Genomic DNA, 21,133 nt, shown 5'->3' on the forward strand with positions numbered 1-21,133 from the left:
AAACGACATCGAGCCGTGGGTAAAGAAACTGGCACTCGCGAGCTAGAATGAGCGCTTCAACAACACTTGATCTCAGCATTGTTCGCGGCTAGTACGAAGAACCTTATCGTTCTAGAAGTCGTTTGAGAAACTCATTCAGGCAATTTGGTACTTTGTCCACGCTTACACTAAATCATTACTTCTGTAGGACTACCTGATGAAGCAATAATCCGGCGGCTAAACGAGATATTGGGAAAATTGCGATCGCAAGTATTACACTTAAAACCGCTCCCGACCCGCCTAAAATCTTCCCTACTTGCAGGCTGCGAAGCCTTATAGTTACAGAAGTATAGGACACAGTAACAACTTCTAAAAGTAGATAAAAACTCATTAATAGCCAAGTTTTGGTATTACCTGGCTCCTGTTGCCAAACTATATTAGCTGACCAAACACCTCAGATAAAAATAACCGTCCGAGTTACCGGGATCAATGGCTCAAATGTCAACCATTTCGGGCGGCGCAATTGAATAGCCATTTAAGATCACGGGGTTTGAATAATACGCCGCCTTAGCAACTAAAAAAGTTACTAAGGCGATCACTATCCAAGATTTAACCACATTAGCTCTGTTGTCTTAACCTTACATATTTATAATGCCAACAGGTCAAGGCACGATTAATCTTCCTTAAGTTTAAAATAGATTTTTATCTTGAATCTTTGTTAATTTTTTCATGAAGATTCTATTTACAGCATGAGCCAAATACGAACTCATACTGACAAGGTTAATTTATTCAGTATATTTTCGGTTTTTAAACCACGAGGTCGGTACTATAGTTAAGTTATAGGTCTTATAATTATTTTATAAAAACATGAAAAACACTGCGCTTTCTAAAGAACTTGGAGAAATAAAAAATGCTCTTTTATTTGCTTTAGTTATTGTTTGTTTAGTCTTATCCGTTACATGGCTTTAAACTAAAATTCAGGAAAGTGCGATAGCGCCAGCGCCCTCGCAGAGCTTCACATTTTTTATTTTAAACGTTACAACAGTCCTAATTTTTTCAACGCATTTTCCGCCGCACGCTTCTCCGCTTCTTTCTTGCTGTGACCTTTTCCTCTACCGTATTCTTTATCTTTTATACATACTTTTGCTGTAAATTCTTTATCATGATCTGCGCCTGACTCGCTTACTATTTCATATTCAGGTAATTCAGTAGATTTAGATAAAAACCACTCTTGAAGCATACTTTTATGATTCTTATTTGATTGAAAGTCAACAATATGTTTTGCAGCTTCAAGAAAAATTGGTTTTAAAAAATCCCGCACTGCCTCAAATCCCGAATCAAGATAATAAGCTCCAAGTACAGCTTCAAAAGTGCTGCTAAGTAAGTTGAGATTGTTACAGCCTCCGCCTAATTTTGTGCCTTTACCTAGTAACATTCTTCTGCCTAAATTCAACTTTTTAGCAAACTTAGCTAACTGTTGCTCATCTACTAATGCAGAGCGTAATTTAGTAAGCTTACCTTCGTCCATTTGTGGATAATATTCATAAAGTAATGAACCAACTAGAAAACCTAATAAAGCATCACCTAAAAATTCTAAGCGCTCGTTATTTTCTGTTTCTTCAGGATGTTCGTTCATATAAGAACGATGAGTTAGCGCTTGATGTAAGAGGGAACTATTATGGAAGTGCGGAATCTCTAGCATTTTGAATTATCCACCTACTGTAAGAATTAATTAAATAATAAATATAGTAAATCTAACTATTTTAAATAATTGAGGATTAAATTTTACTGATATTAGAGCTTGTCAAGCGTACAATCTCTAATACTTATTAATTCACAAACAAAATCCTAGGTAGTTTTACACTTTAATTATCAAGAAATTAAAGCTAGGCTTTACAAAGTTTTTTTTTACAGTAAAGGAATAGAATAAATGGATAATTCGGGAAAAAATAATTCCTATTCAGAAGCAAGTTTTTGGGAAAAACTAAAAAAATTTGCACTACAAGCTGGAAAAGATGTTACTGAAAAAGCTTTGATACTTTTCTATGCCTATCAACAAAAAGAAACTCCGTTATGGGCTAAAACAGTTATAGTAGGAGCTTTATCTTACTTTATTCTCCCTACTGACGCGATTCCTGATATTGTTCCTCTTACCGGATACTCAGATGACTTAGGGGCTTTAGCAGCCGCCCTCTTATCTGTTGCAATGTGCATCACGCCCGAAGTAAAAGAACTTGCCAAAAAGAAAACACAAGATTGGTTCAGCCATAATTAGCCAAATTAGAGTAAGTAGGTAGGGCTGCTAATCTACTTACTATATAAGGAACGCAATCTGTTTGTTAGGAGTTACAAATAATTAGAGTAAACTTGTTAGCCTTACTATCTAACTAGACACTCTTATTTCTTACCCAATTACGAAATAACTTGATTAATGCAATTTCTCCAATAGTTTTACTCTGCTCTGTAAATCGGTTTATTTCCGTTGCTGATACGAGCGGAAAAACCTAACTAAATTCGCATTCAGTATATTGATTTTTTACTAAATGATAAAATTGTAAAACTCGTCCGTTATATATCCAAATTTCCGGCACACCCAAATATGGGTAAATTTCTAGCTTATTTACAGAGGTGCTAGTAATATCAATTTCAATTGCTAAATCTGGCGGTAAATCAGTAGATAAATCTAAGGTTTGTTTACCTCTAAAAGCAAGTTCGTTTTGAATGTAATAACAATTATCTGGCTCTATCCCGCGATTAGCTGATTTAAGTTTTAAAGTTGTAGAGCCAGCACTTTTAATCTCAATCCCTAATTCTTCTGCTAATACAATAACTAAGCTACCAAAAATACTTTTATAACTTTCATGCTCAATTAGTGGAGACATAATTTCTAAAATGCCACACTCATAAGCAAATCTCGAACCCCTATGTTCGCCTGTTTCTGCTAATAAAGTTTCAAAAGTTTCCCAACTAATATTTTGTAATATTGTACGTTGCTCCGCAGGAATTGAAGTAGCAATCATCTTACAAAAAACCTTTGTCAGTATTAATATATTCTCCCCCCTTAAAAAGGGGAGTTGGGGGATATCTCTCTAAAAAATGCTCCCAAAAAACTCTACAGCTTCTTTCAAAGCTGTAATAAAAACATCAATTTCTGCACGAGTATTATAAAAAGATAAACTAGCGCGTGCGGTGGATTGAGCTTTTAAATATCGATGTAATGGTTGCGTGCAATGATGTCCTGCACGAATCGCCACCCCAGCTTGGTCTAACATGGTAGATAAGTCGTGAGGATGCACATCTCCCGCCGTAAAAGCAGCAAGGGCGGCTCTACCAAAACCTGCTACTTTAGGTAAAGGGCCATAAGTACGAATTTCGGGAATTTGCGCTAGTTGCTCAAATAAATACCCGGTTAATTCGGCTTCATAAGTATAGATTTTATCCATACCAATATTAGTAAGATAATCTACTGCTGCCCCTAATGCGATCGCTTCTGCTATAGCTGGCGTACCTGCTTCAAATTTATGTGGCAAATCTGCATAGGTAGCATGGTTTAAGTATACATCGGCAATCATCTCACCACCGCCCAAAAATGGGGGCATAGAGCGCAACAATTTCAACTTTCCATACAAAAAGCCGATACCTGTAGGAGCGCACATTTTATGACCAGAAGCGACTAGCCAATCACAATCTAGCTTTTGTACGTCTATAGGCATATGAGGGACACTTTGGCAAGCATCTAGCAATACCTTAGCACCGTACTTGTGAGCGATCGCAATAATTTCTTGAACGGGATTAATACAGCCTAAAGTATTAGAAACATGAACAACGGAGACTAATTTTGTTTTATCTGAAATTAGAGTTTTAAACTGTTCTAAGTTAAATTCTTCAGTTTCATTTAATTCAACAAACTTTAGTACCGCTCCAGTTTTTTGCGCCAACAATTGCCAAGGAATTAAATTACTGTGGTGTTCCATCACCGACAAAATAATCTCATCGCCAGTCTTTAAATTGCTAGTACCCCAACTATAAGCAACTAAATTAATTGCTTCGGTTGCATTACGAGTAAAAACAATTTCTTGACGAGAAGCTGCATTTATAAAAGCGGCAATTTTATCGCGGGAACCTTCGTAAGCATCGGTAGCTTTGGCGCTAAGAGTATGTACACCTCGATGAACATTAGAATTATACTGTTTGTAATAGTCTCGTAAAGCATTTAAAACTTGGATTGGCTTTTGCGAAGTAGCCGCATTATCCAAATACACTAAAGGATGTTCGTTAACTTGTTGGTGTAAAATTGGGAAGTCAGCACGGACTAAATCAGCAAGAGTTTTTTCTTTAGTAATTGTCATTTTAGATAAATATGAATTTACTTAATTGTGGAAAAAGACTTAACAGCATTAGTCAAACTTTCGCGCAACGAACTTAAAGGCAATTGATTAATAATTTCCGCCGCAAAAGCATTAACTAAAAGGTTTCGCGCATCGCTGGCATTTATACCGCGACTTTGTAAGTAAAAAATTGCATCATCTTCTAATTGACTTACTGTTGCACCGTGAGAACATTTGACATTATCTGCTGTAATTTCTAACTGAGGCTTGGTATCAATTCTTGCTCTAGAAGACAGTAATAAATTGCGATTTAACTGCGCTGCATTCGTTAATTGAGCAGGTTTAGGTACAAAAACTTTGCCGTTAAACACTCCATGCGACTTCTCAGACACAATACACTTATGTAACTGATTGGTTGTACCATGAGGATAATTAAGAGCGATCGCACTATGAGTATCGCCGACTTGGTTACCAGATATTGCCGTTAAGCCAAATAAATTAGTATCTGTTTGTTCGCCAGCTTGGAAAACTTCTAAGTTGTGACGCGATAATTTACCACCAAGACTCACCGCGTAGCAAGTATAGCGACTCGAGCGCGCTTGAGAAACCGCCGTTTTACCGATGTGAAAAGCCTCTAAGCTTTCTTGCTCAACTCTAGTATGGCTAACTTCGGCATTTTCTTCTACCCAAATTTCCGTAACTGAATTAGTAAAGTAAACCGTATCTGTATTTGCAGCGTTTTTGTATTCCTCAATCACCGTCACATTACTACCAGATTCCGCCACCAGCAAGCAACGCGGTTGAGAAATAGTTGGTTGTTCGCTTGTAGAAACAAATAATAGATGAATAGGCGCATTGACTACAACATTTTTGCCTACCCACACAATCGCCACATCACTTATAGCAGAAGTGTTTAAGGCTGTAAAAACTTCTGTTGCGCCTTGCTGTTGAGCTAGATAGTTTTTTATCCGAGAGCGATGAGTTATTGGTAAACCAGCTAAATTACTAACTGTAATTCCATCGGGTAAATTTGCAATCGCCGAAAACTGGGGTGCATAAACGCCATTGACAAACACTAAACGACTGTTTGCAGCTTCCGGTAAGATTAACGATTCAATGTTAGCCGTTGCGTGCAATGTCTCTACATTAGTGAATTTTACTTGACGCAAAGCTGATAAATCAGTAAAGCGCCATTCTTCATCTCTGGTTGTGGGTAAGGTGGCTAGATGGATTAGGGAGGAGGTGCGATCGCGCAATTCCTGCAACAATAATATTAATTCTGGTTCTAGTACCGCGATTTTTTGTGCTTGACACTGCTTTAATAACTCGCTGAGATAAGCATCTTTGTCTTTTAACTCCTCTAGATTGCTAAGTAACTGCATACTTACCCTACCTCCGTTACCGCTTGTAGCACCCACTCATAACCGCGCGATTCTAATTCCAACGCCAACTCTTTACCACCACTTTTGATAATTCGCCCTTCTGCCATTACATGAACGTAATCCGGGACAATATAATTTAGCAACCGTTGGTAGTGAGTAATTAAAATTGTGGCATTATCGGCGCTTGCTAACTGATTTACACCATTAGCAACAATTTTCAGCGCATCAATATCTAAACCCGAATCTGTCTCATCTAAAATTGCTACTGTCGGCTCTAATATTGCCATTTGCAAGATTTCGTTGCGCTTTTTCTCTCCACCGGAGAAACCTTCATTGACGCTACGACTTAAAAAAGCTGGATTCATTTTGACAATATCTAGCTTTTCTTGCACCAACTCATCAAAATCAAAAGAGTCTAATTCCTCTAAACCTTGCTGTTTGCGGCGAGAATTATAAGCTACGCGCAAAAAGTCTAGGTTGCTAACTCCTGGAATCTCTAATGGGTACTGAAACGCCAGAAATACACCTGCTCTCGCACGTTCTTCCGCTTCCATTTCTAGCAACTTCTCGCCTTGAAAAGTTACTTCTCCCGCAGTCACATCATAAGCCGGATGTCCTGCTATTACCTTAGAAAAAGTGCTTTTACCCGAACCGTTAGGGCCCATAATTGCATGAATCTCTCCGGCTTTTACTTCCAGATTCACACCCTTTAAAATCGAATTTCCGTCTACTTGGGCCGTCAAGTTTTTTACTGACAACAAAACATCGCTATTTTCAACAATCATTCTTTCTATTTTTCCCTGTTACCTTTCGTTAAAAAGGCAGGCTTTTCACCTGCCCTTGAATTACCCTACACTTCCTTCTAACTTCAAACTCAACAACCTATCCGCTTCTACAGCAAATTCCATTGGCAATTGATTGAATACATCCTTGCAGAAGCCGCTAATCATCATTGAAATCGCATCTTCTGAGGAAATACCGCGTTGGGAGAAGTAAAATAATTGATCTTCGCCAATTTTGGAAGTAGACGCTTCATGTTCTACCTTCGCCGCCGGATTTTGTACCTGAATATAAGGAAAAGTATTCGCGCTAGCGTTATCGCCAATTAGCATTGAATCGCATTGCGAATAATTCCTAGCACCTTCAGCTTTCGGGTTGATTTTCACCAAACCCCGATAACTATTAGAGGAGTTACCCGCCGAAATGCCTTTAGAAATGATTGTACTGCGGGTATTCTTGCCCACATGAATCATTTTTGTCCCGGTATCGGCTTGCTGTTTGTGATTGGTAAGTGCTACCGAGTAAAATTCACCTACCGAGTTGTCGCCTACAAGTACGCAACTGGGGTACTTCCAAGTAATCGCCGAACCTGTTTCTACTTGCGTCCATGAAATCTTAGAATTGACTCCCTGACACAATCCCCGCTTGGTAACAAAGTTGTAAATTCCACCTTTGCCGTTTGCGTCGCCAGCGTACCAGTTTTGAACTGTGGAGTATTTAATCTCTGCATTGTCTAAAGCAACTAACTCGACTACCGCCGCGTGTAGTTGGTTTGTGTCGTACATGGGGGCTGTACAGCCTTCTAGATACGAAACTGAGCTACCTTCCTCTGCGACAATCAAAGTCCGCTCAAACTGCCCTGTATCGCCGCTATTGATGCGGAAATACGTAGATAGTTCCATCGGGCATTTTGTGTTTTTGGGAATGTAGACAAAAGAGCCATCGCTAAATACCGCGCCATTTAAGGCGGCAAAATAGTTGTCTGCGGCGGGAACAACACTACCTAAGTATTTCTTGACTAATTCTGGGTGTTCTTTTAAGGCTTCTGAAATTGAGCAGAAAATTACGCCATCTTTAGCTAGTTTGTCTTTGAAAGTTGTAGCTACAGATACGCTGTCAAAAATTGCATCTACCGCTACGTTAGATAGACGTTTTTGCTCAGATAACGAAATTCCTAGCTTTTCAAATGTTTCTAAAAGTGTAGGATCTACTTCATCTAAGCTATTGAGCTTTGCTTTTTGCTTAGGAGCAGAGTAATAAATAATATTTTGATAATCAATAGTTGGATACTTGACATTGGGCCAAGTAGGTTCGGTCATTTTCAGCCATTGACGATAGGCTTTAAGCCGGAACTCTAACATAAATTCCGGTTCTTCTTTTTTCGCCGAAATTAAGCGTACTACATCTTCACTAAGTCCACGGGGAATCGTGTCTGACTCAATGTCGGTAATAAAACCGTATTTGTAGGGTTGGTTAACTAACGTTTTGACAGTTGCAGTCATCAGTAGTGTTCTCTCGTGTTCTCTAATGAATCTTGTTTGTTAGCAGCTAAACTACTAACTGTTCTCTCTTTAAGGTGCAGACGGGAAATCGCCATTTTCGTAAATGGCTTTTAGTATAGTACGATTAAAGCAACACCTTTGTTGTTTAATGTATCTCCATTTTAGGCTACATTAACAACAGGTATGTTGTCAAAGTGAAATTTTGTTGGGAAAAAGATGGCGATCGCACAGCAGCCCTCCACTAAGCAAGACATTCTGCAATACTTAGGGCAGCATTCTTCAGCTACCGCCCAAGAGTTGGCAACCAAGCTAGAAATTAGTCAGCAAGCCGTACGCCGTCACTTAAAAGATTTGGCTAATCAAGATTTAATTTCCTACAGCGCGAAGTCTCAGCAAATGGGCCGTCCTCAACACGCTTATCAAATTAGCAGTAAAGGGCGCGAAAGCTTTAACCAATCTACAAGTCAAAATTATAGTGCTTTTGCTGTTTCTCTCCTGGGAACTTTAGCCGAAACCGTAGGAGCAGAGCAAGTTAGTCAGATTTTAAGCAAGCAATGGCAGCGTAAAGCTATAGAATATCGCTCAAAATTGGGTAACGGTTGTTTAGAAAATCGCGTTACCAAACTCGTAGAACTTAGAAAAGCTGAGGGGTTTATGGCGGAATGTCATTCTTTAGAATCTAGCGACGGTTTTATGATGACGGAGCATAATTGCGCTATCTCTAACGTTGCGGAGTCTTTTCCGGGGATTTGCGGACACGAATTAGAGATGTTTGCTCAGATATTGCCAGATTGTACCGTTGAGCGTACTCATTGGATTATTAACGGAGAGCAACGCTGCGGTTATTTAGTGCGATCGCATAATCTTTAGAAGAGATCCCCCCTAACCCACGGCAATAAAGCGGGAAGCAAAGCTACACCGCTTTTTACCTCCCCTTGAAAAAGGGGGGAAAATATTTTGAGGCAAGAGTAGAACTGTTGGATACTAATCGAAAGTCTTTTAAAACGTCTTCTAAGATTGTTACTTATAGCCCCGCTCATACAATAGTCCCGACTTACGAGTGTTTTAACCAGTGTAGTTATTGCAACTTTCGTACAGATCCGGGTAAAAGTGATTGGTTAAGTTTAGACACAGCAAAAGAGCAGTTATTACAACTCCAAAGTCAAGGGATTTGTGAAATTTTGATTTTGAGTGGCGAAGTACATCCCAATTCTTCCCGCCGTCAAGCATGGTTTAAACTAATTTACGATCTGTGTGAACTCGCGCTATCTCTAGGATTTCTACCTCATACTAATGCTGGCATTTTGAGCTTTAAAGAAATGAAGCAGTTAAAAGCCGTTAATGTATCAATGGGATTGATGGTAGAACAAATAACGCCTAAACTACTGCAAACTGTTCATCAACACGCACCTAGTAAAGTGCCAGAAGTACGGCTGCAACAGCTAAAATGGGCGGGAGAATTGCAAATTCCCTTTACAACGGGGTTACTTTTGGGGATTGGGGAAACGATCGCAGATTGGAGAGAAACTTTAGAAGTAATCGCCCAAGTTCATCAACGTTACGGGCATATTCAAGAAGTTATCTTACAACCTCATAGTCCAGGAACTTTACAAGCTATGGCATTGCCAGGTTTTGACTTACAGGAATTACCAAAAGTAATCGCATTCGCAAGAGAAATTTTACCACCAGAAATTGCAATTCAAATTCCGCCTAACTTAGTTGTCTATCCCAACTTATTACTTGCTTGTTTGGAAGCAGGCGCGCGAGATTTGGGCGGTATTGGCATCAAAGACGAAGTTAACCCCGATTATCCGCATTTGCACTCTCAACACTTATCAGATATTTTAGCTCTAGATTCTTGGCAACTCGTACCCCGTTTACCTGTTTATCCTCAATATTACACTTGGCTATCTGGGGAATTGCAGGCAAAATATCAAACTTGGCGCGATCGCATTTTAAAAGCTAATAAAGAAGCCTCTCAAAGTCACGCAATTTTGTAAGATATAATTACTGGATTCGGGAACCATTTACTGGTTAAAACGCTTATAGAAACTATATACGGAAACCTTCAAGGGCTGAAATCTAGCCAAATCAAACAATTACAAAAACTGTATCATCAGCGACTACCAGGCGATCGCTTGACTACGCCAGAATTTGCTCAAAGACTTGCTGCCATTAGCACAGACATTAATCAGCCTATATGCACTTATTTCAATCGCCGGGGACAGGCGATCCGTGTAGGTGTTGGTACGCCCCGTCAAACTCAAATTCCCCCCTTAGAATTGCCCCGTTATGGCGCGGAAAGATTAAGCGGAATTAGGTGTATAACAACGCAATTAAAAACCGAACCCCCAAACGAAGCTGCTTTAACCGCGATGGCGCTTCAGCGATTAGATAGTTTAATCGTATTGAACGTTACAGGCTCAGGCTTTGAACGACGGGGAGGCGGGGCGACAGGTTACGTTAAAGAAGCTTATATCGCTAACCTTACTCCCGAAAATGGGTCAAATTGGCAAGTATCGCCATCATTGAGCCTAGATATTGTTGCCAATCAAGATTTTATTGATTTAGTAGCAGAAATAGAAGGACGGTTTCAGCAAGAGTTTGTCGCTCAAAAAGTAGATAGCGATCGCGATCGGGTTTTATTGGTCGGAATGTTTACTGATGGCATTACACCCCAACAATTTAAAGACACTGTAGCGGAATTAGAACGCCTGATAAATACCGCCGGGGGGGAAGTTTTACAAATAATCCAGCAAAAGCGATCGCGGGTTCATCCCCAAACTGTGGTTGGCGAAGGGAAAGTTCAAGAAATAGCCTTAACTGCTCAAACTTTAGGAGCTAATTTAATCGTTTTTGATCGCGATCTTTCCCCTTCTCAGGTGCGTAATTTGGAAATCCAAATCGGTATTAGAGTTGTAGACAGAACCGAAGTAATTTTAGATATCTTTGCTCAACGCGCCCAATCACGAGCGGGAAAACTGCAAGTAGAACTCGCTCAACTAGAGTATATGTTGCCCAGATTGACGGGTAGAGGACAAGCCATGTCAAGGTTGGGTGGTGGTATTGGGACGCGGGGGCCAGGGGAAACTAAACTAGAAACTGAGCGGCGAGCGATCGCCCGGCGAATTAGTAGATTGCAGTCTGAAGTAGATCAATTACAAGCTCATAGATCGCGGTTACGCCAGCAACGTCAACACAGAGAAGTACCATCAATTGCGATCGTTGGTTATACAAATGCTGGAAAATCAACGCTACTCAACGCTTTGACGAATTCTGAAGTTTACACCGCCGATCAATTGTTTGCGACCCTCGACCCTACTACCCGCCGAATGTTGTTACCAGACGCGGTGACAAGTAGACCTAAACAGATTGTACTTACAGATACTGTAGGATTTATTCACGAATTGCCAGCGTCGTTAATGGATTCTTTTCGAGCAACTTTAGAAGAAGTTACCGAAGCCGATGCTTTGCTTCATGTAGCAGACTTATCTCATCCAGCTTGGCAAAGTCAAATTAGGTCAGTAATGAGTATTTTGGCAGAAATGCCGATTACTCCGGGACCAGCATTAGTAGTTTTAAATAAAATTGATTGTGCTGATAGTGAGACGTTAGAACTCGCTAGAGAGGAATTTCCGCAAGCTGTATTTATTGCGGCGCGCGAAGTCTTGGGGTTAGAAACTTTGCGCCAAAGGATTTCTCAGCTAATTCGCTATGCTGTAGCTTCATAAATCATTGGGACACGCTATTTGTGTCCCAGTCTATTTTTATTGCAAAAACAACACTACACTTTGCAATAAACCAATTACAAACCCTAATAACCCCCCCAAATTAACGATCGCCTGCAATTCATTTTTAACAATTCCTTCGATTGCGGCTTCCAAGTCTGCCGCCGATGTAGACTTGACGCGATCTATAATTACTTGGTCAATAGACAAAATAGGGATGGCTTGAGCAACAATTGCCTCTAAATCTTTTTCTAAGTAACGTTCTAATAGTAAAGCTAGTTCTTTGCTCACAACTTCTAAAGAGCTACCGAGAGCGGCGGAATTTCTTAATCGATTGAGGAGCAAGTTAGCTGTATTGTCCCAATCTATCGAATCGTTAAACCCTTGTAAAAAGTCCATTCCCCGCGTTTGCACGTAACCCCGAATAGTATCGCGGGTGGTTTTTCGTAGCTGGCGCACCGTAGAAACGGGCAAGTTTTGTAGAGATATACTTTTTAACCAAGTTTTCAGGCGATCGCGTACCACCAAAGATTTAATTAATTCGCTCAACCTTTCATTAGTTGCTTCTTTTTCGTCTAAACAAAAAGCCCGTAACCTAGTTAAAGTGTTTCGTAAACCAAATAAATTAGCTACTACCCAGTAAGTACCGCTTGCTTTTTCTCTAAATCCTTCATCGATTAATTGAATCGTGCGATCAGTCAAAAAGTCAATTATCAACTGTCTAATCGCGTCAGGTGGTAAAACAACCTGCAATAGCCAATCAGCAAGCTTTGTTGCTTGATCTTCGCTCAGTTGAAAGTCTAATAATACTTGGTCAAATATTTGATTAATTTGCGTCTCTAAAAAGTCTTCACGCCGTGCTACAACTTTTAGTAAACGGGGCAGAGATTGCCCTACTAAGTCTTTTAGAATACCAGCGACAATTTTAGTGCTTTTTTGCTCTTTATCTACTTTTACTTGCTCTAGAGCCAGCTTCAGCAGCCATAGAATGCCTGCTTGGACTCGTTCGGGTTGCAGTAGTCGCCGCGCCAGTTTTTGCAGTTCGTCTGGCGTTAGCAGCGAACCCATGATTGTATCTGATACACGCACCGCCAAACGTTCTTGGTTGCGGGGAATTAAGCCAGGAGTAAAAGGTAACTGTCGTTTACCAATATAGAGCGCTCGGTAAGGACGAAACAGCATTTTGATGGCTATATCATTAGTGAAGTAGCCAATAATTCCACCTACGACAGGTGGCGCAACGTAAAGCCACAAATTAGACCAGTCCAAAGCAAGATTTTAATAAGTAATATGCTCTAGTAGCCAAAAGACTATTAAAGTCTAAGTTAAAGGCGATCGCACTTTTTTAACTACCAGCACTCCCATCATATCGTTGGCAATGGGGTAATGGGTGGATAAAAAACCAGCATTATTCGCTAACTCTACTTGTTTTTGTCCGGTGGGAAATCGATCTAAGCTTGGACTAATATAAGCATATTCTTCAGTTAAACCCAATCTTTGCGCCATTGGTACTACTAAATTATCTAAATACCATTGCTGAAAATTACTTAAATAAGTATTAGTTGGGCGATGAAAATCTAAAATTGCGGCTGTAGCACCGGGCTTGAGAACGCGATATAATTCCTGAAGACTACGGGGGATATCTGTAACATTTCTTAAACCGTAGCCCATAGTCGCCGCATCAAAATAGTTATCAGCAAAAGGTAAATCTAAAGCATCAGCTTCTACCCAAGTTATCGGCGGATGGGGATATTGTTTTAAAGCTCGTTGTTTGGCAATTTCTAGCTGCGCTACAGCAAAATCTGCGCCGTATACTTTACCTGTAGTACCAACAGAGCGCGCTAGACGCAACGCTAAGTCGCCACTACCACAACACACATCTAAACAAGTATCACCAAGCTTTGCTTTGCTCCACTTTACTGTCATTTGCTTCCAAATGCGATGTTGACCTAAACTTAGGTGATCGTTCATTTGGTCGTAAACCGGAGCAATGCGATCAAAAATAGCGCGGATATCAGTTGATTCCATTAAACCTATTGTCAAAGATTTATTAGTCTACTCTAGTAGACTTTAGCTATAAGCAAGGGGGTTTTTGACTCAAAGTTAGCTGTATAACGAGTTATTGCGATCGCCCCTAGTAGTTCTAGAATGAGTAAGCGAACCTAAAATAAATTTAACCCCCAGTTTTTTAGGGGATTTATGTTTAGTCCATTTCATTAAAAAAATTTCTATCTGTAATTATGACTGAACTAACACCTAATAGTGTCAATAGTGACGAGCTATCAAACGAAGAAAGCGAAACTTTAATCAGAAATTTGCGCCAAAAACAAGGTAGCTGGGTAGAGTGGGGAATTGCTTGTTCAAAATTACAAAAATCTGGGCTAAGTCCACAAACTATTTTTGAAGCGACAGGATTTGAGCCAATCCAGCAAAACCAGATAATTGTAGGATCTCAAGTTTATGCTTCTATGGAAAAATCTGGAGTTTCGCAAGAAGTGCGATCGCATTTTACCGGGCGTGGTAGCGAGACTCTATACGAATTGCGTCTATTAGCTCACAGCGATCGCGCGGCGGCGGCGGATCTCATAGTAACTCATGGGCTAAATATTGATGATGCTCGTGAAGTAGCTAGAGCCATTAAAGACTATACCCGTTTATCTTCCTTACCTAACGGCTTTACTTCTCATCGCGGCGATGCTGTAGCTTATCACTACTGGCGCTTGATTCGGCAAAAAAACGATATGCAAGAGCGATCGCGTTTAATTGCTAAAGGTTTAAAATTTGCTCATTCTCTTAACGCTAGACAACAAATTGAACAGTTATTAATGGATTTTAGTGTAGTTCAAACGCGATCGGCTCCTAAATTACCTTTTTATAGGCTGCAAACTGATGAAGAATTAGCCCGAATTGTCCCCGTGGCTGGACAAATGCCTTTGAGTACCGATGATGTTAAAGCTGTGCCTATGGTAGAAGAAATTAGACCTTTTGGGATGGTAAAGTTTGCTGGAGAGCAAGCGTGGGTTACATTACCAGGATGGCAGGTAGTATTAAAAGCTGAAGATCCCATTGTTATATTATCTAGCGGTGAATTTTTACCGGATGCGCCAAATAGTTCTACCGAGCCTGTATTAGTTGTAGTAGATCGTTCCGAGCGCGAGTGGGATGCTAATAGTTACTTTATAACTGATAATTCTGGTCAAATAGAATTGCAATGGTTTGAAACTAAACCAGACGTGCAGTTACTAGGTAGAGTTGTGGTGCTGATTCGTCCTAAGAAAATTTTGGACGAAGAAATTACTAAAGATGTTTGGCAAATAGACGAGTAAAATTACTGTTGGCAACGAGACGTTGCAATGCAACGTCTCTACGTAGGTTTAATTTTGAATCAGGTAACGCTAAAGTGTTCCTAATTTTTACATCTATAAAGCTGGTAAGGTACGCCAATGCGGTAATGTTGCTCAGAATCCATAAAACAAGAATGCTTAGAGAGCGCCAACTGCGGCGGATATTCTCGCTGTCTTAAATCGGGAGCAATTACCCATAGGTTAAGTAATGGGGCTTTTAAGGGCGGTAGAAGGGCGAGTTTTTGCCATACAGATTCGTAACCATTAGGCGATCGCTCTAAAAACACAAAATCCCCCGAATCTCTCACCTTTTCTAAGGCTAAAGCAAAACTCAAACCTAATGCTACATTTTGGTAATCTCTGTATCCCATCACAACCATTACAGGTAAATTAGGCTCTAAATTGATAGTTTTAGCAACTTGTTGAGGATTGTAGGGTTTTTGAAAAGCTAAGTTAGAAATCACGAATAGGCAACTTAATAGCGATCCAAGGAAAATTAAGCTAAAAGTTTGAGGACGCTCTAGATTTTTATTCAATCCGGCGGCTACTAAAGCTAGAAAAGCTGGGTAATAAACAAAGTTATAACGAGGCGTGATGGTAATATCTTTGCCTAAAAAGTAGACGATCGCCAAAAATTCCAGCAAAACTACAATTATGAAACTAGCAAGAGTAAAAGTTGATAGATTGGTTGATTTCCATAATTGCTTAATTCCTTTGAAACTTAGCCACAGCACACCGCCACCAAAAACTAAAGTCCCCAAACCTGACAAAATTACGATCGGTATAGGTTGATTTTCTACAGGGAAAGTTGCGATCGTAAGTAACCAAGCCGCTAGAATTTGGTAAATAGGTGCAACGTTGTGAGGCGAAGGTATCCAGCTAGTTTCCGGGCGGTTAAAATGACCAGTTAAGACGGGTAGCCAAGGAATAAAGCTAATAATAATTGCTAATATTGCCAGAGTTAGAGCAATACTATAACGAAGGAAATTGCGCTGATTTCTGTACATTACGCCTAACAAAGTCACAATTTCTGCAACTATTGCCAGAATAAAAAAATAATGGACGTATAGCCCGATAATATTAACCGTCGTCCAAAATATCCATATACTGACTCGCAAGCGCTTACTAACAATATCTTGTTGAATTAGAATTAGTCCGAGTAATGCTAAAGTAATCAACAATACAGGCAAAGTATAATGACGGGCTTCTTGAGAAAGGTACACGCCAAAAGGAGAAACCGCCATCATTACCGCCGCCGTCAGTCCCGCCGAGGGTGAAAAAGCTTTAGTATTAAGTAAATAAATTGCCCCAACTTCACTTGCGCCCCACAAAACGCTAAATGATCGCAAAGTCCACACCCAGCTAGGCGAAAGGGGATTAACTAAACCAAACCAACTATGTAGCAAGCAAAAAAATAACGGTGGATGAGTAGATTGCAGAGCAATATTTTGAGCAATCTGAGTACAGCTAACTTCTGGCACTAAAGTAAAAATTTGCTGTAATTGATGAAAAGGAATAACTACTTCTAGCGGTACATTATTGTAGTTGCGTCCTAAGCTGAAAATAGCTGTAATTACTTCATCTAGCCACAAAAACTTGCCTTCCAAGTTTCCCAGGCGCAAAATAGCACCCAAAAAAAGCGTCCCAGTTAGTGCTAAGTAATGTATTCTGCGATCATTCATTATTTAAAGTAATAGTATCTAAAGTAAATAACTATTAATATTTATTTACACAATATTGTAAGCTAGTGTAATTGAATACAATGAGTATATTTGCTTATTAAGGGCAATGGCAGAACAATTTCCTTGGCTAACTACAATAATTTTGCTACCTGCAATAGCGGCATTACTAATTCCAGTATTACCTGACAAAGACGGCAAGCGGGTAAAATGGTATGCAGTAGGAGTAGCGATCGCAGATTTGATTTTGATATGCTATGCCTTTTGGCAGAACTACGACCCCAGTAACGCAACTTTCCAACTAGCAGAAAGTTATGCTTGGATACCTCAATTGAAACTTAATTGGGCTGTTTCTGTCGATGGGTTATCAGCACCTTTAGTTCTTTTAGCCGGATTTGTAACAACCCTAGCGATTTTTTCAGCTTGGCAAGTTGACCGCAGACCCAAACTCTTTTATATGCTGATGTTGCTATTATATTCAGCGCAGATTGGAGTTTTTGTTGCTCAAGACTTACTACTGTTTTTTATCATGTGGGAAGTCGAACTCGTTCCGGTTTATCTACTTATTAGTATTTGGGGTGGTAAAAAGCGTCGTTACGCCGCCACAAAGTTTATTATTTATACTGCCGCAGCTTCTATTTTTATTCTTGTAGCTGCCTTGGGGATGGCATTCTCTGGGGGTAGCGATGTTACTTTTGATATCGCCCAACTTGCCCTCAAAGATTATCCTCTCGCCTTAGAACTCGTTTTGTACGCAGGATTGATAATTGCTTTTGGTGTCAAACTGGCGATTTTTCCTATGCACACTTGGCTTCCAGATGCTCACGGGGAAGCCTCTACACCAGTATCAATGGTACTAGCAGGCGTACTCTTAAAAATGGGTGGCTATGGATTAATTCGCCTAAATTTAGAACTTCTCCCCGCCGCCCATATTTACTTTGCACCGTTGCTGGCAATTTTAGGTGTAGTTAACATTATCTACGGCGCGTTAAACTCCTTTGCCCAGACAAACATGAAACGTCGTCTTGCCTACTCCTCAGTATCTCATATGGGTTTTGTACTGCTGGGTATTGCATCCTTTACCGATATAGGAATTAACGGTGCGATGCTGCAAATGATTTCTCATGGTTTGATTGCCTCAGTATTATTCTTCCTAGCTGGTGTAACCTACGATCGCACTCAAACAATGGTAATGAGTGAAATGTCTGGAATTGGTCAGGTAATGCCCAAGGTGTTTGCACTGTTTACAATTAGTGCTATGGCATCTTTAGCGCTCCCCGGAATGAGCGGTTTTGCTAGTGAAATCTTGATATTTGTTGGGGTAACAACCAGCGATATCTACAGTTCGACATTCTGCACGGTGACAGTACTTCTTGCTGCGGTTGGCGTAATTCTCACGCCAATTTATCTATTATCAATGTTGAGACAGGTATTTTACGGAACTGGTGCAGAACTTAACTGTAACCTGGATGATGATCAAGAACAAAATCAAGAAGATGAAGAATCTTGTTTTGGTACGGATTGCGTTCTTCCCAGTCAAGCGATTTACAGAGATGCAAGTTGGCGCGAACTATCAATTGCGGCTAGTTTTATTGTTTTAATTGTTGGTATTGGCTTATATCCTAGATTTACAACGCAGATGTACGATGCAAAAACCGTTGCAGTTAACACTCAAGTTCGTCAATCCTACACCCAAATAGCTCGAACAAACCCCGGAATCTATGCAAATAGAACATTGGCATTTAAAAGAATCGCTCAAGTAGAAACAGCAGAGGTTTTAGGGATAGTTAAATAAAAAAGTCAAATCTTGCTGCTGTCAATATATAGCGATCATATAGGATTGGTAGACATTAACTGTAGGGGCGCAATACCTTACGCCCCCACAAGTTGGCAATTGATTTAGGATTGCTATAGATAACTTGAAATAGCAAGCAAACTTCTATGAACCAAGGGTTAGAACCTCTAAGAATTCGCGCTAAGAATTACATTGATAACCAATTATCTACACTCCGGCAAGAAGCTTGTAACCAAATTGAAACCAGCCTTCGTCCCGGACAGCAGCAAATGGCACAATGGCTTGGTGGAGAAATGGCAGTTTCCGCCGTCCCTGGGGCGGGAAAATCTACGGGAATGGCAGCCGCAGCCGCCGTTGCGATCGCTCGTTATGGTCTTCACTCGCGCTATCAGCTAATTGTAGTCACTTTTACACGATCAGCAGCAGCAAATATTAAAGCCAAAATTCGCTACTATCTACAAAAAAAACTATCTTTACCACCCACAGGGTTTAGCGTCCATACTCTGCACGGTTTGGCGTTAAATATTGCTAGTCGTTACCCCGATTTGGCTGGATTACAATTAGATAATTCTACTTTAATTACCCCAAACCAAAGCCATCGCTTAATTCGTACTTGTGTAGAACAATGGATTGGGAGTAATCCAGGGCATTACTCTAAATTATTACAAGGGCGGCAATTTGACGGAGAAGAAACCGAGCGCTTGCGCCGTCAATCGGTATTGCGTACCGAAGTATTACCCGGTTTAGCTCATAGTGTCATCCGCGAAGCCAAAAGTTCGGGAATTTTACCCGCTACTTTGAGCCAAATTAGTAGTCAATCCGACGATGATTACAATATTTTGGAAATCGCTTCGGGATTGTACGAGCAGTATCAAAGCATTATGCGATCGCGCGATCTAATCGACTACGACGATATGATTTTAGGCGCTCTGCGGGTGTTAGACAATGACAGAGCTTGTCAAATTGAACAAAACCAAGTTTTTGCAGTGTTTGAAGACGAGGCGCAAGACTCCAGCCAACTGCAAACTAGGCTACTTAAAATTCTGGCGGTTAATGAGGAGCATTCAACAAATTTAATTCGCGTGGGCGATCCTAATCAAGCAATAAATTCTACATTTACCCCAGCTGATCCGATTTATTTTCGCCAATTTTGCGAACAATGCGATCGCCAAGGACATCTAGCCACAATGGATCGAGCCGGACGTAGTAGCAAAATTATTATTGATGCGGCTAACTTTACTTTGGAATGGGTAAATCGTACTTATAAAAGTAATAAAGCTCCCTTTCGTGTCCAAAAAATTCACCCCGTAGACGCTGACGATCCCCAGAGCGATGCTAATCCCGCTCCTGGGGGTAAAGGGTTAGAACTTTATACACCGCGAGACATTCACCACACCGCTAGTTTAATTGGCGATCGCGTAGTTAGTCTATTAACTGAACATAGCGATCGCTCTTGCGCGATTTTAGTTAGAGAAAATAAACAAGGTCAATGGTTAGCAGAAAAACTTGCACCTGTATGTCAAGAGCATGACATTAGTTTATATGAAGTCTCCGAGAGCGATCGCCGCTCTCACGTCCCGGCGGAGATTCTAGCCTGGTTGCAATTTCTTGATCGTCCCCATTCTCCCGATTATCTCAAAGCCGCTTTAGCTGTCCTTGTCCAACGTCAGCTAATCGAGCGTCAAGACCTCAACGCCTTAGCTTTACTTCCCGAACAATTTATCTATCCTACTCCTTTAGATCCACCTCTTAGGGAAGCCGCGATTAAACCGCGTAATTTGTGTCATCAATTGCTCCGCGCTCGTCTAGAATTGCCGCCTTATCAACTAATTTCCTTTTTGGCTTTAACTCTAAACTATGACGGAGCCGAACTTGCAACTGCCGATAAATTAGCTGAAAGAGTCGCCCAACAGACGACGGGTAATAGTTCCCTAGCGGCGATGCTAACGGTACTTAACGAAATAGTTAGCTCGGAAAGGTTTGAGCCTGTAGAAACTGATGCTGTGGAGGAACGTTTTACTCGTCCTGGTCAACTAACAATTATTTCTATGCACAAAGCCAAAGGGCTTGATTGGGACTATGTTTTTCTACCTTTTTTGCATGAAAATATTATTCCTGGTATCTTGTGGGTTCCGCCGCAAACGCATTTTTTAGGTGAATTTAGTTTGTCTGAAGTCGCCCGCGCTCAAATTCGCGCCCATCTTCACGGACAAGCCGTTTTACCAGATATTGCTCAAGCTTGGGAAGATGCCAAACAACTAAAAACCGCCGAGGAATTTCGCTTACTTTACGTAGCAATGACTAGAGCCAAACGCTTATTGTGGATGTCGGCGGCACAAAAAGCGCCTTTTATTTGGAGCAAACCCAATAGTTTAGATAATCGTCCGCCCTGTCCTGTTTTTCCAGCATTAAAGCGCCAATTTCCCTCTAGTGCGATCTCCACTGCATCGTTACAAGCTAAATAACTGATTAAAAACAAACATTTGAATTAGATTGTCATCTGCCTAAAGACTCAATGTAGTTCCTAGGTTATAGACGTACATTAAGCCATCAACATTTTTAACAGTAGTAAAACCGATTGCTCCTAGTAGTCATAAAAATCTAAAATGTGACGTT

18 protein-coding genes are annotated in these 21,133 nt (G+C 40.5%); 7 read left to right on the forward strand and 11 right to left on the reverse strand.

The features are described from left to right. Nucleotides 1-175: 175 nt before the first annotated feature. The 3 genes from C7B70_RS26890 to rnc form a co-directional block, all read right to left on the reverse strand. On the reverse strand, nt 176-415 hold the full coding sequence (locus C7B70_RS26890; RefSeq protein ID WP_255409315.1) for a tryptophan-rich sensory protein: 240 nt from the start codon (nt 413-415) through the stop codon (nt 176-178). A 58-nt stretch (nt 416-473) separates the two neighbouring features. Next, on the reverse strand, nt 474-596 hold the full coding sequence (locus tag C7B70_RS28275; RefSeq protein ID WP_255409314.1) for a hypothetical protein: 123 nt from the start codon (nt 594-596) through the stop codon (nt 474-476). Nucleotides 597-1,015: 419 nt separating this feature from the next. After that, nucleotides 1,016-1,681, reverse strand: coding sequence for a ribonuclease III (gene rnc / locus C7B70_RS06235; RefSeq protein WP_106368203.1), 666 nt, complete (start codon nt 1,679-1,681; stop codon nt 1,016-1,018). A gap of 228 nt (nt 1,682-1,909) precedes the next feature. Here rnc and C7B70_RS06240 point away from each other — a divergent pair, with 228 nt between their 5' ends. After that, complete coding sequence (locus C7B70_RS06240) at nt 1,910-2,254, forward strand: YkvA family protein (protein WP_106368204.1); 345 nt, start codon at nt 1,910-1,912, stop codon at nt 2,252-2,254. A gap of 229 nt (nt 2,255-2,483) precedes the next feature. Here the strand turns inward: C7B70_RS06240 and C7B70_RS06245 are convergent, their stop codons facing one another. From C7B70_RS06245 to sufB, 5 genes are all read right to left on the reverse strand, one after another. After that, nucleotides 2,484-2,999, reverse strand: a complete 516-nt coding sequence (locus C7B70_RS06245; protein ID WP_199192094.1) for a Uma2 family endonuclease — start codon at nt 2,997-2,999, stop codon at nt 2,484-2,486. Nucleotides 3,000-3,068: 69 nt separating this feature from the next. Continuing rightward, nucleotides 3,069-4,328 (reverse strand): SufS family cysteine desulfurase, encoded by a 1,260-nt coding sequence (locus C7B70_RS06250; RefSeq protein WP_106368205.1) that lies wholly within the window; start codon nt 4,326-4,328, stop codon nt 3,069-3,071. A gap of 17 nt (nt 4,329-4,345) precedes the next feature. Continuing rightward, complete coding sequence (sufD, locus tag C7B70_RS06255; RefSeq protein ID WP_106368206.1) at nt 4,346-5,689, reverse strand: Fe-S cluster assembly protein SufD; 1,344 nt, start codon at nt 5,687-5,689, stop codon at nt 4,346-4,348. A gap of 2 nt (nt 5,690-5,691) precedes the next feature. Then, a complete protein-coding gene (gene sufC, locus C7B70_RS06260; protein ID WP_106368207.1) occupies nt 5,692-6,474 on the reverse strand; it encodes a Fe-S cluster assembly ATPase SufC in 783 nt (260 codons plus the stop codon). 60 nt (nt 6,475-6,534) lie between these two features. Continuing rightward, complete coding sequence (gene sufB, locus C7B70_RS06265; protein WP_106368208.1) at nt 6,535-7,971, reverse strand: Fe-S cluster assembly protein SufB; 1,437 nt, start codon at nt 7,969-7,971, stop codon at nt 6,535-6,537. A 216-nt stretch (nt 7,972-8,187) separates the two neighbouring features. On the opposite strand from sufB, the gene sufR reads away from it, so the two are divergent. The 3 genes from sufR to hflX all read left to right on the forward strand — a co-directional run bounded on the left by sufR (nt 8,188) and on the right by hflX (nt 11,702). Continuing rightward, complete coding sequence (gene sufR / locus C7B70_RS06270; RefSeq protein ID WP_106368209.1) at nt 8,188-8,841, forward strand: iron-sulfur cluster biosynthesis transcriptional regulator SufR; 654 nt, start codon at nt 8,188-8,190, stop codon at nt 8,839-8,841. A gap of 107 nt (nt 8,842-8,948) precedes the next feature. Beyond that, nucleotides 8,949-9,971: a 7,8-didemethyl-8-hydroxy-5-deazariboflavin synthase subunit CofG gene (gene cofG, locus C7B70_RS06275; protein WP_106368306.1), complete on the forward strand. Its 1,023-nt coding sequence runs from the start codon at nt 8,949-8,951 to the stop codon at nt 9,969-9,971. Nucleotides 9,972-10,016: 45 nt separating this feature from the next. Further along, the gene (gene hflX, locus C7B70_RS06280) at nt 10,017-11,702 is read left to right on the forward strand and encodes a GTPase HflX (protein ID WP_106368210.1); all 1,686 of its coding nucleotides are present in this window, start codon (nt 10,017-10,019) and stop codon (nt 11,700-11,702) included. 36 nt (nt 11,703-11,738) lie between these two features. Here hflX and C7B70_RS06285 read toward each other — a convergent pair whose 3' ends face one another. Continuing rightward, nucleotides 11,739-12,968 carry a DUF445 domain-containing protein gene (locus C7B70_RS06285; RefSeq protein WP_106368211.1) on the reverse strand — a complete coding sequence of 410 codons (1,230 nt, stop codon included), beginning with the start codon at nt 12,966-12,968 and terminating at the stop codon, nt 11,739-11,741. 51 nt (nt 12,969-13,019) lie between these two features. Next, nucleotides 13,020-13,727, reverse strand: coding sequence for a bifunctional demethylmenaquinone methyltransferase/2-methoxy-6-polyprenyl-1,4-benzoquinol methylase UbiE (ubiE, locus tag C7B70_RS06290; protein ID WP_106368212.1), 708 nt, complete (start codon nt 13,725-13,727; stop codon nt 13,020-13,022). 212 nt (nt 13,728-13,939) lie between these two features. Between ubiE and C7B70_RS06295 the strand changes: the two genes are divergently transcribed. Further along, on the forward strand, nt 13,940-15,025 hold the full coding sequence (locus C7B70_RS06295) for a RuBisCO accumulation factor 1 (RefSeq protein WP_106368213.1): 1,086 nt from the start codon (nt 13,940-13,942) through the stop codon (nt 15,023-15,025). Between the two features lie 80 nt (nt 15,026-15,105). Here the strand turns inward: C7B70_RS06295 and C7B70_RS06300 are convergent, their stop codons facing one another. Continuing rightward, nucleotides 15,106-16,725 carry a glycosyltransferase family 39 protein gene (locus C7B70_RS06300; protein WP_199192095.1) on the reverse strand — a complete coding sequence of 540 codons (1,620 nt, stop codon included), beginning with the start codon at nt 16,723-16,725 and terminating at the stop codon, nt 15,106-15,108. A gap of 106 nt (nt 16,726-16,831) precedes the next feature. Between C7B70_RS06300 and C7B70_RS06305 the strand changes: the two genes are divergently transcribed. Both C7B70_RS06305 and C7B70_RS06310 read left to right on the forward strand, forming a co-directional pair. Further along, entirely contained in the window at nt 16,832-18,517 is a 1,686-nt protein-coding gene (locus tag C7B70_RS06305) for an NAD(P)H-quinone oxidoreductase subunit 4 (protein WP_106368215.1), read from the forward strand. Nucleotides 18,518-18,663: 146 nt separating this feature from the next. Then, nucleotides 18,664-20,982, forward strand: a complete 2,319-nt coding sequence (locus C7B70_RS06310; protein ID WP_106368216.1) for an ATP-dependent helicase — start codon at nt 18,664-18,666, stop codon at nt 20,980-20,982. Nucleotides 20,983-21,133 lie beyond the last annotated feature (151 nt).

Source organism: Chlorogloea sp. CCALA 695, assembly GCF_003003885.1.
Taxonomy (GTDB): Bacteria; Cyanobacteriota; Cyanobacteriia; order Cyanobacteriales; family Chroococcidiopsidaceae; genus Aliterella.

Excerpts from the sequence above, each read along its gene's own strand:
- C7B70_RS06310 (WP_106368216.1), top strand. The coding sequence starts at position 18,664 with ATGAACCAAGGGTTAGAACCTCTAAGAATTCGCGCTAAGAATTACATT.
- sufB (WP_106368208.1), bottom strand. The coding sequence starts at position 7,971 with ATGACTGCAACTGTCAAAACGTTAGTTAACCAACCCTACAAATACGGT.
- C7B70_RS06305 (WP_106368215.1), top strand. The coding sequence starts at position 16,832 with ATGGCAGAACAATTTCCTTGGCTAACTACAATAATTTTGCTACCTGCA.
- C7B70_RS06240 (WP_106368204.1), top strand. The coding sequence starts at position 1,910 with ATGGATAATTCGGGAAAAAATAATTCCTATTCAGAAGCAAGTTTTTGG.
- C7B70_RS06250 (WP_106368205.1), bottom strand. The coding sequence starts at position 4,328 with ATGACAATTACTAAAGAAAAAACTCTTGCTGATTTAGTCCGTGCTGAC.
- sufC (WP_106368207.1), bottom strand. The coding sequence starts at position 6,474 with ATGATTGTTGAAAATAGCGATGTTTTGTTGTCAGTAAAAAACTTGACG.
- C7B70_RS06300 (WP_199192095.1), bottom strand. The coding sequence starts at position 16,725 with ATGAATGATCGCAGAATACATTACTTAGCACTAACTGGGACGCTTTTT.
- C7B70_RS06245 (WP_199192094.1), bottom strand. The coding sequence starts at position 2,999 with ATGATTGCTACTTCAATTCCTGCGGAGCAACGTACAATATTACAAAAT.
- ubiE (WP_106368212.1), bottom strand. The coding sequence starts at position 13,727 with ATGGAATCAACTGATATCCGCGCTATTTTTGATCGCATTGCTCCGGTT.
- sufR (WP_106368209.1), top strand. The coding sequence starts at position 8,188 with ATGGCGATCGCACAGCAGCCCTCCACTAAGCAAGACATTCTGCAATAC.
- rnc (WP_106368203.1), bottom strand. The coding sequence starts at position 1,681 with ATGCTAGAGATTCCGCACTTCCATAATAGTTCCCTCTTACATCAAGCG.
- sufD (WP_106368206.1), bottom strand. The coding sequence starts at position 5,689 with ATGCAGTTACTTAGCAATCTAGAGGAGTTAAAAGACAAAGATGCTTAT.
- C7B70_RS06295 (WP_106368213.1), top strand. The coding sequence starts at position 13,940 with ATGACTGAACTAACACCTAATAGTGTCAATAGTGACGAGCTATCAAAC.